Here is a 14,333-nt window from a genome sequence, read left to right on the forward strand (position 1 = left end):
GGCGGGACAGGTGGCCGAGGTGGTCGGCGTCGATTGCGCCGCCGTCAATGTCCGGCCCTATGAAGATCTGCGGGCCAGTTTGGTCGCCAATCCGGACCGCCTGCGGTTTGTGTGCCATGATTTCAGCGCCGGGCTGGGCCTGTTTGAACACGGCCGTTTCGATCATGCCGTCTCCGGCTTGTCCATTTCGTATGCCGAGTCGTGGGATCAGGAACGCCGGGAGTGGACCCAGACGGCTTATGACCGGATTCTCGCCGAGGTCGGCCGTGTCCTTCGTCCCGGCGGCCGGTTTGTTTTTTCCGTCAATGTCCCGTCGCCGTCGTGGTCCCGCGTCGGTCTGAGTTCGGCCCGCAGCCTGATCACCACCACCGGCACGATGCGGTTCTTGAAAAAGAGCTGGCGAATGATCCGGTACGGAGCGTGGCTGAAGCGGGAGGCCCGCGCGGGCCGATTTCACTACCTGCCGCACGCCGAGGTCACGACCAAGTTGCAAGCTGCTGGCTTCACCAACATCGAACATCGGGTGACCTACGCCGGACAAGCCTATCTGTTCCGGGCGTTGTCGCCGTCGTAGACACGCTCGCCGCCGGATCGCCCGATCCCCCCGAGGAGACTCCATGAGAGGCAAGTGGGTTCGTCTCACCGCGAACCGCCGGTTCATTGTCGACCTGATGAGAGCCGCCAAATCCGTTCCCACCGTTCCCGTCGAGCGCCGGATGGATCTGGGCCGGTTGAAAGAGGTCCGGGAACGACTGGACCCTCGCCCCTCTTGGGCGGCCCTGTTTCTGAAGGCTTACGCCTCCGTCGCCCGCGATGTGCCAGCGCTTCGGCGGGCTTATGTGAAACTTCCGTGGGCGCATTTGTGTGAATATCCGGTCAGCACGGTCAGCATCGCCGTGGAGCGGGAACATCAAGGGGAGAAGGCCGTGTTTTTCGGCCACATCCGGGAACCGGAGAACATTCCGGTCGGACGGCTGACGCAACTCATCCGCTCGTATCAGACCATTCCGGTCGAGACCTGCCGGGAATTCCAGCGTCTTCTTCGGGTCAGCCGCCTGCCCGGCCCGCTACGGAGAATGGGCTGGTGGTATTACCTGAACTCCGCCCGCAACCGGGGGAACTGTTTCGGCACCTTCGCCCTCAGCGTTTATTCACGGCCGGGTTCCCAGTCACTGCATCCGCTGTCCCCCTGTACCGGGACGCTCAACTACGGCCCGATTGACGAAGAAGGACTTGTCACGGTTCGGCTCATTTATGACCATCGTGTGGTGGACGGCTCGACGGTCGCGCGCGCCTTGGAGGAACTTGAACACCAGTTGAACGGCCCGCTGGCGTTGGAACTGGATGGCGGAGTCACCAGACAAGTTTTGCGTCTGGCCGCGTAATTCGCCCGCCAAGGGGCCTGATTGATTCGCAATCCACTTGGAGAATGACACCCGGCAATAAGAGTTGGCGTCATTCTCATGAACATGATCGCATCTTTTTCAATTTCAGCTCCCGATCCACCGGCGGACATGGCGGATGAGGATTGCATGGCATGAGGCATGGCTTCGCCAGCGGCCTCGCAGTCCATTCATCCGACGTGATCGTCGCTTGATTTCTCGCGTGCTTCCCCGGCTTTTCATGAACATCAAGGCGGCTTGCCAAGTCAATCTGTTGATTACCTTTCCATGCGCGGACCTTCGCACTAATTTGGACACATCACAATATTCGTTCTTTGTTCCGAGCCGGGAATCGCCATCACCATCGGCAAGGGGATCATCATGGCGGATGACGGGCGACCGGATTTCGGGCAATCCGACCGGCTCTTCGGGCAGTTCGCGGATGCGATTCCCCATATGATCTGGATTTCGGCGCCCGACGGGGGAATCACCCATCACAATCGTCAATGTCTCGAATACTCGGGAATGGCCCCCGGCGATCCCCTCGGTCACGGTTGGGCACGGGTGATTCACCCGGACGACCTCGCGCTGACCCAGACAGCCATGCGACACAGTCTGGAAACAGGCGATCCCTTTGAACTCAAACACCGGCTTCGTCGGCATGACGGGGTCCATCGCTGGCACCTGAGCCGGGCCCGCGCGGACCGCTCCAATGACGGCGAGATCCTCCGATGGGTCGGAAGCAGCACAGATGTCGATGATCTTGAGAACGCCAGGGATGTCATCCGAACTGCGGAGGCTCATCTGGCATGCGTTGTCGAGTCGGCCGGGGACGCCATTGTCAGTTATGATCTGGCGGGGAACGTCCTGACTTGGAACCGGGCCGCGGAGAATTTGTTCGGTTACGAGGCCGCCGAGATGATCGGGCGCCCCGGTTATCTGCTCATCCCTCCGGAAATTATTGATGAAACACAAGACCTGATCAGGCGGGTCTGCGACGGAGAACAAGTCCCGTCACACGAAACGATCCGGTTGCGAAAAGACGGCAAACGGATTCCCGTCTCCTCCACGGTGTCGGCCGTTCGGGTTTCGGGTAAAATCTTGGCGGTTTCGGGTATTTGTCGTGACGTGGCCGAGCGGAAGTTTGCCGAGCGGGCGCTTCTTGAAAGCGAGGAACGGTTCCGCCTGGCCGTCGAGGCGACCGGCTTGGGGACGTATGACCACGATTTGCGGACGGACATACTCCGATGGTCCGGCCGGCTTCGGGAAATGGCGGGCTTGCGCCCGGAGGAAATCGAAGATGTTGACCTCACCCTTCAGCTCATTCATCCGGCGGATCGCGACCGGGTCGCCGACGAAATCAGGGCGGCGCTGAGTCCCGGCGGAGACGGGATGTTCCGCAGCGAATCCCGGATGGTGACCAGAGACGGATTACTCCGGTGGACCGAGGCCCGCGGGCGGGTCATGTTTGAGGGCGAGGGTGAGAGCCGGAAAGCAGTCCGGTCGGTCGGAACAATCGTGGACATCACCGACCGGCGGCGGCTTGAGGAACAACTGCGGCAGTCTCAAAAGATGGAGGCGGTCGGCCAGTTGGCGGGCGGTATTGCCCACGACTTCAACAACCTGCTCACCGTGATCAACGGAAGCGCGGAGTTGTTGATGCAGATGCTTTCCCCGGATGACATGACCGTGGAACTGTTGGAGGAGATTCTGAACGCCGGGAAGCAATCGGCCCGGTTGACCCGGCAACTGCTGGCCTTTGGCCGCCGTCAAGTATTGACGTCAAAGCTGATTAACCTGAACGACGTGCTGGCCGGCGCCGAAAGCCTGCTTCGGCGTTTGATCGGTGAAAATTATTCGCTGTGTGTCGAAGCCTCCTCCGAGCTGTGTTACGTGAAGGCCGATCCGGGGCAGATGGAGCAGGTCATCCTGAATTTGTGCGTCAATGCTCGCGACGCCATGCCACGGGGCGGCCAAATCACCATGAAGACCCGGGTCTTGGATTTGGATCCCGAACAAGTCGCCTCGCATCCGGAGGCAGGTCCGGGGCCTTATGTGATGCTCGCCGTGTCGGATGCCGGAAACGGCATCGCGCCGGAGGTTCTGCAGAGGATATTTGAGCCGTTCTTCACGACAAAGGGAGCCGGCAAGGGAAGCGGGTTGGGGCTGGCCACCGTGTTCGGGATCGTCCGGCAATCGGGCGGACACATTGAAGTGACAAGCACAGTAGATGTCGGTACGTCGTTCAGGGTTTATCTGCCTCGGGTCATTGAATCGCCCAGAGAAATGACCGGCCGGCCGGAAATCGATTTCCCGCCGGTCGGGACGGAAACAATCTTGCTGGCCGAGGACGAGGATGGAGTCAGGAGATTGACCTGCCGCATTCTGTCCGGTTGCGGGTATACCATCCTGTCGGCGACCGACGCCGAGGAAGCGGCGAGTCTGGCGGCGGGTCACGACGGTGTGATTGATCTGTTGCTCACGGATGTGGTGATGCCGGGCGAGGGAGGACGGAGCCTGGCCGAACGCCTGCGGGCGGCCCGTCCCGGAATAAAGGTTCTTTACGTGTCCGGGTACACCGATGACGCCGTGATCCGGCACGGTGTTCTGCAAGAACAGATGCAGTTTCTTCAAAAACCATTTTCGCCGCTGCAATTGGCCCGCAAAGTCCGGGACACATTGGACGGACGGGAATAAGCATTCAAATCACCCATGATAACGTCACGGGTCAGACCTGAGCGGTTGGCCGATGCCTGATACCGCCGATGCCGAGGCCGAAACCCGCCAAAACCGCCCCCGCCAACGGTGGACAAGGTGCGCTCCGCAGGTCCGACATTCCCCCCGGTGTCCTGGAGTGGCTGGTTCAAGTCCCGCAGTTGCTGCCGCGTCATCGAATAGTCCATTGTCGCCGCCATGATGTCTCCTTGGTAAATGGATGAAGCCGCCACTGACGGCAAGACATCTGTTTTTCAATTGGAATGCCACTGACAGAGAAACACATTTCACTTTCAAAATATTCGGAGGTTGGTACGGCACTGCTCATCACGCGAATTTCTGACTTGTCACGACACCTCCGGCTATCAATGCGTATCGAGACAACAATCCCCATCGAGATCGCATGTTTGATTTTCTGAAACCCAATCCGGCCGTGGCTCTCTTGAAAGAAGACCACATTCGAGTCAAGGATTTGTTTGACCAGTTCGAGCAGGCCACCACCCGGCCGGCGAAAAAGAAACTCGTTCGGGCGGTGCTGACGGAACTCAAAGTCCATGCCGCCATCGAAGAGGAAATTTTCTACCCGGCCGTCCGCAAACCCGTTGGCAAAGAAATCATGAACGAGGCCGACGAGGAACATCATGTGGCGAAACTCCTGATCGCCGAGCTTGACCTGATGGACGGTTCGGAAAGCCACTTTGACGCCAAGTTCCATGTGCTGGCCGAGAACGTCCGTCATCACATCAAGGAGGAAGAGGACGAGATGCTGCCGAAAGCCAAAGGTGTCAAACTCGACTTCGAGGCGCTGGCCGAGAAGATGGCCCGCCGCAAAGAGACATTACTCGCGGATGGCGTTGCCCCCGTCGGCGAAGACACGATGGCGAAAGCGGGCAAAGGCAACGGCGATTCCCCCTCCAAAGCCGCGAAGCGGAAGACTCCGCAGCTTCCCAAGGCAGGCAAGAAGTAGGCTGTCCGGAGGTGCTTCGCTCTCACCGTCCGGCTCTGACGGTCGGTGAATCGTCCAACCCGCTGGCGCGATCTCTCAGATTCCACTACCTCTTTCAGATGCCAACTGACAACAGCCCCAATGCTCGGCGGTCGCGCCGAGAACAGGTAAGGACGGCATGGGCATTCAGTTACGCAAGTGAGGCGCGGGCGCCTGCCATGTTCAAGACAGATTCAAGTTCTGAAAGCGCTTCGGACGTGTTCGCCAGGCCATTTTTAAAGGCAAAACAATGTTTTCTCCCCTCAATCACACCACGGCGCTGGGTTTGCCTTGAGTTTGTCAAAACCATGCGGCACATTCCGGGCAGCATCAAACGAGAAAGAAACATCCCATGCGAATCACAGGAATTTTGCTTATCATCCTCGGCGTCATTGCTCTGGCCGTCCCGAGCATCACCTTCATGACCACCGAGCGGGCGGTGGACACCAGCTTCCTGCAGATCAGCTATCAGAAACCGCACACTCTTGTGCTCAATCCGATTGTTGGCCTTGTCGCCGCCGCCGCCGGAGTGGCGTTGGTGTTTGCCGGGCGTCGATCACATGCGTTATGATTTTTCCGGCCGATGCCTTGAAGCCACCATTGGGAATGCGCCGCCGTCAAAACAGCCTCGGCGGCGACGCCTGCTTCCGCAAAGCCTTTCTTAAACTTTCCATTTCTACGCGCCCGGCTTGGGACAACCCGCCTTGCAACAGTCACCGCTCGGCACGAAACCGCTTTCGGTAATCACTGGGAGTGACTTTCAACACTCGCAGGAACGACCGGCGCATGGAATTCACGCTCCCGAACCCGCATCGTCGGGCCACATCGCCGTAGTCGCTCTCCGAAGCCTCAAGATGCTGACGCGCGGCCTCCACCCGCAACCGCTCGATGTGCCGGGCCGGCGTTTCCCCCATCTCCTGCCCGAAAACCCGCGAGAAGTTGCGCGGACTCATATGGGCCTTATGCGCCATCGCCTCCACTGACAGATCCTGCTCCAAGTGATCGACCGCCCACGCCAACAGATCCCGGAGCGAGTCCCGTTCGGCCTGCTGTGACTCCAGCGCCGTGCTGTACTGCGTCTGTCCTCCGGGTCGGCGGACGAACATGACGAGGTTCCTCGCCACCGCAAGGGCGGGCAATCTTCCCAAATCCTCCTCCACCAAGGCCAGCGCCAGGTCCATCCCCGCCGTCACCCCGGCCGATGTGTAGACGTTCCCGTCACGGACGAAAATCCGGTCGGACTCGACCATCAGTCCCGGATACTTCCGCGCGAGGTCATCACAGTACCGCCAATGGGTCGTGACCCGCCGCCCGTCGAGCAGCCCGGCCGCGGCCAGGATGAACGTGCCGCCGCACACCGACACCACCCGTCGGCTGCCACGGGCCAGACGCCGGAGATGCCCGAGCCCCGCGTGGTCGCATGCCCGGTCGCTCACGTCACCATTGAAACTAAGGGCCGCCGGCACCACAAGGGTGTCGATCGGCCCACGACACGATCCGGCTCGCCGGCGACCCACGAGTGGCGGACCACCCGCCGTCTCGATGCGAATGTCGTCGGTCACGGAAACCAGTTCCAGCGAATATGGCTTTTGTCCGGGCCCGGCGAACTGGTTTGCCCCGTTGAACACGTCCCACGGTCCCGCCAGGTCCAGCAGCACGACGCCGGGAAAGGCCATGAACACGATACGCCGGCAAGTGGCCGTTTGCTCCGGTTCGTGTTTGCCGCGGATTGCCGGACGCATTTTGACTCCCCGACTCATGGGCCGCATCTGGCATGAATCGTAGTCCGGCATCCGATCCGGTCAAGAGACAGGATTGGCCGTAATTGACGTCGACATGTCATTTGAGACGCTGAGCCGTGGCGTTACATTGCCGGTGGGCGGTGATGGTTCACCGTCACAACCAAGGAGAGCGAGATGAATCGTAGGCAATTTGGCGGGTTGATTGCGGCGACGGCAACCGTGGGGCCTGCGGGCCTTGCGGTTGCGGATGATAAAAAGCCGCAGGCCGGCGAGGACAAGTTCCCGGTGATGCACAACGGGCGGCGGCCGGAGATCGGGATGTTGCTGTACCCCGGCATGACCCTCATGGACCTGCTCGGCCCGCAAACAGTCCTGTCCACGTCGTGTAATGTCCACCTCGTGTGGAAGAACACGGAGCTGATTGAGTCTGACTCGGGCGTCATCCTCAAGCCCACCGGGAAGCTTGGCGACTGCCCCAAAGACCTGGATGTCCTGTTCGTCGGCGGCGGGCCGGGCCAGCTCGCGGTGATGAGCGACCCCGAAGTGTTGAAGTTCATGGCCGACCGGGGCGCTCGCGCGAAGTATGTGACCTCCGTCTGCACGGGTTCGTTAATCTTGGGCGCGGCCGGTCTGCTCCGCGGATACAAGGCCACGTCCCACTGGGCCTTCCACGACGCCCTGGCGCTGTTTGGCGCGACGCCGGTGACCGCGCGGGTGGTGACCGACCGCAACCGAATATCTGGTGGCGGGGTGACGGCCGGGATCGACTTTGGACTGACGCTCCTGGCAAAAATGCTCGGCGACGATATGGCGAAGATGACTCAGCTCGCATTGGAGTATGACCCGCAACCGCCATTCGATGCGGGCACGCCGAAGAAGGCCGGCAAGGAAATCATCAAGAAGATGGAAGAATGGGTGGGGCCGTTTGGCGGGAAGATGACCGCGAGCTGCGTGGCGGCCGCCAAGGTGATGGGAGAGTACACCCCCGAGAAGAAATGATGACTGGCCGCCGGTCCAAGGGGGTGAGCATGGAACCGCCCGTCTTGTCCGCGTGGCTGCCGAAGGCATCAATTTCACGCATGCGCCGAGGGCGAATGAACGGAACGGCCAGAGCAAGCGGTTTTGAATCATCCCCGGTGTTCTTCTCTGGCAACGCTGTGATCAGATACCGGGGAAGAACACCAGGCACCCCATGCAAAAACTCTGTCAAAGCAATTTGACGGAGTTTTTCGACTCAACCGGCGCATTTCGTCATCAACCGCTGTCACATTGGGGAGAGGCATGTCCCCCGGCCGGGAATACAACATAATAACGGACCCGTGTGCCAAGAAAGCGGACCACACATGACTCGCCGACTCTCCGTCTGCCTATTTCTGCTTGGACTCTTCTTCCCGGCGCTGCCTGCCATCGCGGCCCCGCTGGTGAAGTATGTTTCTCGCGAAGATCCCCTCCTAAATGTCCGGGACGCCCGGATGTCCGTGGGCAAGGACGGCCGCGTTTATCTCTGGTCCGAAAAATACGTTTTGCGAATCGACCGCGGTGGCAAGAACAAGCTGGGCGGCGAGGTCACATCCGCCCTGACGGCGGCCACGGCGAACGCGGACGGTGTGATCGCCACCGGCAACGCCCACTTCAACCATAGCGTCAATCTGTGGTCGCCCGCATTTGAAAAGCTCGGGACCGTCAATGACTTTCTCAACAACGACACGGTGGAGTACTTTTCGCCGTTCGATGTCCAGCCCGGCAGTGGCGGGGACTTCTACGGCATCGATCAGAACCGCACTCGAATTGTCCGCGTCGGCGTGCCGGACCGCTTGGTGACGGCCTACTCGCTCGCCGATCTGGGCGAGCCTATTGTGTCCAAGCTTGTGCGATTCCGCGTGTGGGAAAAAGGCCGGCGTTTTTATGTGCAGTGTCCAAGCGGTCATCTGCGTGTCGTCGGTTTCGATGGCAAGCCGGTATGGACGATGAAGCCGAACGTGGGCGGCGACCCGTGGGGGGGCTGGCGGGGCGGCTTCGACGTTGACGACGCGGGCCGGTTGTTTTTGCTTGAAGATAGTTCGGACGTGGTGAAGATCATCGGCCCCGACGGCAAACCGGCCGGCGAAGTGAAACTTCAGATGGGGGAGCGCAAGGGCCGTGTCTCTGACTTGCAGATTTTTGGCGACGACATCCTTGTCCGCCGACCCGACCCCATCGAACTCTTTCAAGTCTATGACCGGGCCACGGGCGAATTCCGGCGAGTGGTCAAAGGGGACGTGGAGAAAGTGACGGTCGATCTGCCCTCCGGGCCGTTGACGGCCGGGGGGCGAGCGCCGTTGAACATTGCCGCGCAAGCGGAAGGCCGGACCGTGAAGCCGGACTGGCGAGTCTACCTGCGGCCGTTGGGCACGCCGAGATTTCGTGAATTGGAGATCAAGGATGGTGGTGTGACCGCGCCGGCCGATGGCGGCGGCTTCTACCACTTGCGCATCACCCCTGACCGGGCGACGGCGGCGGACGAGTACGCGGTCGATACCGTCGTCGAAATACGGCAACCGGGCGCCAAAGGTTCCGTCTCCGTTTTTACCCCGCTCAACCGTATCTATTACGGCCAAGGCGAGCGTATCCCTTTCTCGGTCCTGACGAGCGCCGGAACGATACCGGATTCGGTTGCCGTGCGATTATTCGACGGCGAGCGCTTGCTCGCTGAATCCAAGGTCAAGCCGGAGTCTGGCAAGTCGGTCGAACTGGCGCTGCCGCCGGCGCTGACGGCGGCTCTCAAACCCGGCGAGTACCGGCTGACTGCGGAGGTGACCGGGCTGACGACCGCCGCCCAGACGCTTATCATCGGGCCGGGCCTGAAGCCGCTGACAGCGTTCCGGATCGTTCAGCACGGCGACTACCATGACCCGTTCCCCAAAACCGGTTTGTTGGATTCACCGGAAGCTATTTCGGCCCACTTGGAACGCAGCCGCCGGCTCGGTGTGAACTTGTTCGTCGACCGTTTAGGCTCTCCCATCGGGCCGCTCGGGGCGATCAAGCAAACGCTCACTCTAGAGGGGCTGGCGGAGCGGGCGAAGACCGATCCGCGTTCGCCCGCCCCGGAGAAGGCCGTTTTTGAAGGGCCGGTGAGACGATCCGTCGCGGCCTACGGCGCGTTCGGCATCGAGGAACAGGCGGTCTTGCTCAACATGGACGCCGGCCTTCCGGTGGGCACCAGTTTTGATCCCCGCAAGCCGGAGCAATTCGCGGAGGCCATCACGACCGTGACGCGCGGCCTGGACGGATATCCCGCTTTTCGCGGCTGGAGTTGGGCGGCGAACTGGTGGATCGGCCAGCTTGGAGCTGAGTCGGCGGCGAATCCGGAAGAGAAATCGGCATATCAGGCGGCGCTGAAGCGGGCGAAGGAGACGGGGGCTTGGGACCCCGTGCTTGACCGGGTTTCCGACCGGATGCTGGCCCATGCGGTTGCCGGAGAGCGGCAGTTTCGCCAAGTCTCGCAGGGCCTTGCACCGGGTAAGGTCAGCGCCATGACCGGACCTTATCGGGCGGTTGGCGCGGTCCCGCCCGTCACGTTTCAGAACGCGGACGAAGTTGATTTGCATTATCAAGGGGAGCAGATCCAGCCGCCGCAGGTGACGCCGCATCATGTGGACTTTTACAAGCGACCGGGCAAGCGAGCTTGGGGGCACCCGGAGTTGTGGAACGACGACGGCACCGGCGGCATGATTTACCCCGCTCTCTTGCAAATGGCGATGCGCGGAGCCGACGGCGTCGGCTGGAGCGGCAACGCCCCCGACTGGCCGGTCGCGCGGGACGACCCGCGATCCGGCGGACCGGGAGCGGCGTCGGTCCACCGCAACATGTCGAATCTGCTCCGTCAATACGGCCCGTGGATGACGACGACGGAAAACGCGGACCGCGTGGCGATCGTGGTTTCGTCGCGGATGATGCGCATCGACGACTGGTCGAAGATCGGCGGCTGGTATTTCGATCGCCTGTTTGAGGCGTACAACGCCTGCCTGTATGCCCATCGGCCGGCGTCGTTTGTGTTCGCCGAGGACGCGACGCCGGAGAAGTTGAAGCGTTATCAGGCCGTCCTCGTGGTCGGCCAGCGCGTCGAGTTGGACCCGGCGTTGGCGGCTGCTCTGAAGGGGGCGCCGACCGTGTTCTGCGACGGCTCTTGTCGACCCGAATTGGTGAAAGAGTTCAAGTCTCTGGGTGTCTCGTTCGACAAGCTTCTCAAGGAACCGAGCGCATGGCAGGACGACTCTGCCTACGGCCGGTTCCCCGCTTATTTCATGGAATATGCCACGACGTTGCGAAAGGCGCTGGCATCGGTTCCGCCGGTGGCGACGTGCCCGGAGCCGGGCGTGATGTTGACGGAGCGACGCACCGGAGACGCCCGCTTCGTTTGGGCGGTGAACAACGTGCCCGTCGGACTCGACCCCGGCATCTCCTGGCGCGTTGGCAATATGATCACGCAGCGCGCGCCGCTTGTGACAAAACTCTCGCTGGGCGCCGAGGGCAGGGTGGTGTACGACGTGTTCGCGTTGAGCGCCTGTGACACGAATGTGTACCTTGATTTACGGACCACACCCGCCCGGTTGTACGCTGTCCTTCCCCGTGCAATTGACAGTGTCGCTGTGTTGGGGCCTTCTTCCGTTCCCGCCGGCCGGGCGTTTGTTTGGTCCGGGCGTGTGATTGACGCGGACGGCAAAGCCATCAATGCGAGCCTGCCCGTGCGCGTGCGACTCCTCGCGGCGGACGGAAGCGTACTCTCGGAACAATTCACGGCCGCCGGCGAGAAAGGGGCGGCCGGAACGCTTGTCGTTCCGCTCAACACGCCGGCCGGAACGGTCACCTTGGAACTGCTCGACCAAATCGCCGGCAAGTCGGTGCGATTGCCGGTGAAGATTGAGGCCGTGGTTACGCCGGTCGCGATCCCCACGGCTGGTGCCAAGTCGGAAGAAACCGCCCCGGTCGCGGCAGACGCGACGGCGACGGGGAAAGCCACCGGAGCGGCGGCCCCGGCCACCGAAAGCTTTGGCCCACACTTCCGCTCCGCAGTCGCCAGCCGCGACGGCTCGACCGTGCTGCTCGGCGCCTTCAACTGGGATAACAATCTCTATGCCCTTGATGCGAAGACCGGCGAGGTCCGCTGGCGCGGGCGAGTCGGCCATCACTTTGCCTATGCCCCGGCGACTGTGGACAACGGATTCGACGTCCAAGGCTTCGATCTGAACTCGGCCGAAGGATATCATCTGTATTCGTTGAACGAGGACGGTACGCGGAATCGCCGCTTTGCGCTCTACGGATTGCCAAAGCGAGCAACAAGTTGGGCGGCCGGCTCGCACATGCTCGACGCGATCAACAACTTCGCCGTCTCGCCGGACGGATCATGGGTCGCTTCCTCTGGCGACCTCGGGCTGGCCGTTTGGGACCGGGATGGCAAACTGCTGTGGTCTCTCGATTGGTGGAAGTCGGACCGGAAACGCGTGCCGGTCATCGCCCCCAATTCGCAGACGTTGATCGCCCTCGACGGCATTTCGGCCACCGGCTACCGCGCCCGAACCGGCGAGAAGACATGGAGCCTTTCGCTTGCGAAGTCCGGCATGCTCGCCGTTGGCGCGGTGAGCGCCGACGGCCGAACCGTCGCCTTTCGCGGCACGGGCGAAGGGGGCCGGGTGTATGTGCTGCGCGATGACAAACTGATTGGCACACTGCCGGTACTCGCCGACGCGGTTGCCCTCTCGGCGGATGGCTCTGCGGCCGCCGTGACGGTCGGCAGGCAACTCTCGTGGCACACGACCGACGGCCGCCTGCTCTGGACCTTCACCGGTGACGACGTGCTCCGCAACCCGGCGATCTCGCGCGATGGCCGGCGAGTCGCCGTCGGCAGCGAGATTGGAACCCTGTATGTTTTCGACTCCCGTGGCAACGTCCTCGCCTCGCCGGATCTCGGGTCGTTGCCGGCCCCCGTCTGGCTGCCGACGGGTGAAGTTGTCGCGGCTACCTGGAGCGGCTTGGTTGTGTGTTACGACCCGGCTCTGCGGGAAAAATGGCTCTCGCGGCCCCAACCGGCTCCGACGGACATTCGGCCGGAGCTATTGGCCAAGGACCCGACACCCACCGCCCGCCGGGACGGCTGGGGCAACGCGGCGCCAATCACCCTGCCGTTGACGCCAAACCTGTTGCTCGGAACGAAGGCACAAATCACGGCCGTTTCCGACCCGCCCGCACACGGCGACCCGCGACCGTGGGAAAACAAGGTGGAATTCCTGACGGACGGAAAGCCGGACGCCCCGCCGCAGCCTTGGCTGAGCTGGACCGAAATCAACATGATCGACTCCGGCTGGCGGGGGAGACTGGCCCTCCAAGTCGACACGTTTCGCACCCAACTTCGCGTGACGGCGATCACCTTCGTGGAGGACCCGTCGCACCCGGAATCCTGGTTGCGCGACATGCGCCTGCAATGGTGGGACTCCGCCGCCGACCGCTGGCGCGACGGGCCGTTCCTGCTCTCCGACGCCGCCACGCACACGCACCAACTGGAGAAGCCAATCGAGGCGGCACGTTTTCGATTCGTCAGCACGGGCGGGGGGAGCTGGCCGGCGGGCAACCTGCGGCTGGGCGAATTGGTCTTCCACGGCGAGGTTGTCGGGGCCTCTCATCCGGACGTGGCGGCAAAACGCCCGGTGGCGGTTCTCTTCGACGAGCGAGAAGACGACCTGTCGTGCCTGAAATATCCCGGTCGGCCGTTTGCATTCCAGCCGACGGGGGCTTATTCCGGCGGCAAGTGTCTGGTGCTTACCGCCGCAGGAACCGCCCTGCCGGACTATCGCCCCCCCTTCGGCCACGCCGTGCCCAATTGGGACTTTGAAATCGTCGAGAATCCAAAACCGGGCCAGTACCGCTATCTGCAATTCGCGTGGAAAGCGGCCACGGAGAAGACAACGGGGGTGTCGCTGTTGATCGGCCTGGCCTGGCCCGGCGGCGGCGTGGCCGCCACGGCCGGCTCGCACGACTGGAAAGAGGGCGTGATGGTGAAACAGCAATTCGGCCCGCGCCCGCCGGCCGACTGGGAGATCGTGACCGTGGACCTGTGGGCGCAGGCAAAAAAGCCCTTCCGCATCCAGTCCATCGCGTTGGGTTCCAGTGGCGGTGGCGCCCTGTTCGACCAAGTGCTGTTGGGCCGCACAGCGGCAGACTTGGAAAGGGCAAAGGACGGGAAGAAATAGCAGAGGTGTGATACCGAATCTCGTTGAACCGTAATCATCCGAGTTTGACGGCCCAATGGAATCCGACGGCTCCCTTAACCGTGTCGGGATGCCGAGCGAGCCAGTCGCACCGCCGGGTGAGCGGTTGCTTCAAGTCCTCTAACGCGGGGAAAGTTTTGTTGGCCAACGCTTCCCGGAGCAAGGGCCACAAGGGTTCGGCCGGTTGCAACTCCGGCGCACAAGGGGGCAAGTGGTGCAAAACCACGTTTGGCGGGATGGCCAGTTTTCTGGCGACATGCCATCCGGC

General features: G+C 62.1%; 8 protein-coding genes and 1 pseudogene. 7 read left to right on the forward strand and 2 right to left on the reverse strand.

The window, feature by feature from the left end; genetic code table 11:
- The 5 genes from BGIM_RS0131190 to BGIM_RS0131215 form a co-directional block, all read left to right on the forward strand.
- Positions 1 to 574: class I SAM-dependent methyltransferase (locus tag BGIM_RS0131190; protein ID WP_238537753.1), on the forward strand; the 574-nt coding region annotated here is incomplete at its 5' end.
- 43 nt (positions 575 to 617) lie between these two features.
- Positions 618 to 1,385, forward strand: a complete 768-nt coding sequence (locus BGIM_RS0131195) for a hypothetical protein (protein ID WP_020473599.1) — start codon at positions 618 to 620, stop codon at positions 1,383 to 1,385.
- A 378-nt stretch (positions 1,386 to 1,763) separates the two neighbouring features.
- Positions 1,764 to 4,079, forward strand: coding sequence for a PAS domain S-box protein (locus BGIM_RS53275; protein ID WP_072022290.1), 2,316 nt, complete (start codon positions 1,764 to 1,766; stop codon positions 4,077 to 4,079).
- A gap of 421 nt (positions 4,080 to 4,500) precedes the next feature.
- On the forward strand, positions 4,501 to 5,064 hold the full coding sequence (locus tag BGIM_RS0131210) for a hemerythrin domain-containing protein (RefSeq protein ID WP_020473602.1): 564 nt from the start codon (positions 4,501 to 4,503) through the stop codon (positions 5,062 to 5,064).
- Positions 5,065 to 5,434: 370 nt separating this feature from the next.
- A complete protein-coding gene (locus BGIM_RS0131215) occupies positions 5,435 to 5,653 on the forward strand; it encodes a hypothetical protein (protein ID WP_020473603.1) in 219 nt (72 codons plus the stop codon).
- Between the two features lie 142 nt (positions 5,654 to 5,795).
- Here the strand turns inward: BGIM_RS0131215 and BGIM_RS0131220 are convergent, their stop codons facing one another.
- Positions 5,796 to 6,824: a GlxA family transcriptional regulator gene (locus tag BGIM_RS0131220; protein WP_020473604.1), complete on the reverse strand. Its 1,029-nt coding sequence runs from the start codon at positions 6,822 to 6,824 to the stop codon at positions 5,796 to 5,798.
- A gap of 174 nt (positions 6,825 to 6,998) precedes the next feature.
- On the opposite strand from BGIM_RS0131220, the gene BGIM_RS0131225 reads away from it, so the two are divergent.
- Positions 6,999 to 7,823, forward strand: a complete 825-nt coding sequence (locus tag BGIM_RS0131225; protein WP_020473605.1) for a DJ-1/PfpI family protein — start codon at positions 6,999 to 7,001, stop codon at positions 7,821 to 7,823.
- A gap of 344 nt (positions 7,824 to 8,167) precedes the next feature.
- Positions 8,168 to 14,047 carry an outer membrane protein assembly factor BamB family protein gene (locus tag BGIM_RS0131230; RefSeq protein ID WP_020473606.1) on the forward strand — a complete coding sequence of 1,960 codons (5,880 nt, stop codon included), beginning with the start codon at positions 8,168 to 8,170 and terminating at the stop codon, positions 14,045 to 14,047.
- Positions 14,048 to 14,081: 34 nt separating this feature from the next.
- On the opposite strand, the pseudogene BGIM_RS65040 reads toward BGIM_RS0131230, so the two are convergent.
- Positions 14,082 to 14,333 (reverse strand): annotated as a pseudogene (locus BGIM_RS65040) (IS630-like element ISAva6 family transposase); the annotation flags it as partial.

Source organism: Zavarzinella formosa DSM 19928 (assembly GCF_000255705.1).
GTDB classification, from domain to species: Bacteria; Planctomycetota; Planctomycetia; order Gemmatales; family Gemmataceae; genus Zavarzinella; species Zavarzinella formosa.

Coding starts and splice junctions, on each gene's coding strand:
- BGIM_RS0131195 (WP_020473599.1), top strand. CDS start 618: ATGAGAGGCAAGTGGGTTCGTCTCACCGCGAACCGCCGGTTCATTGTC.
- BGIM_RS53275 (WP_072022290.1), top strand. CDS start 1,764: ATGGCGGATGACGGGCGACCGGATTTCGGGCAATCCGACCGGCTCTTC.
- BGIM_RS0131210 (WP_020473602.1), top strand. CDS start 4,501: ATGTTTGATTTTCTGAAACCCAATCCGGCCGTGGCTCTCTTGAAAGAA.
- BGIM_RS0131215 (WP_020473603.1), top strand. CDS start 5,435: ATGCGAATCACAGGAATTTTGCTTATCATCCTCGGCGTCATTGCTCTG.
- BGIM_RS0131220 (WP_020473604.1), bottom strand. CDS start 6,824: ATGCGTCCGGCAATCCGCGGCAAACACGAACCGGAGCAAACGGCCACT.
- BGIM_RS0131225 (WP_020473605.1), top strand. CDS start 6,999: ATGAATCGTAGGCAATTTGGCGGGTTGATTGCGGCGACGGCAACCGTG.
- BGIM_RS0131230 (WP_020473606.1), top strand. CDS start 8,168: ATGACTCGCCGACTCTCCGTCTGCCTATTTCTGCTTGGACTCTTCTTC.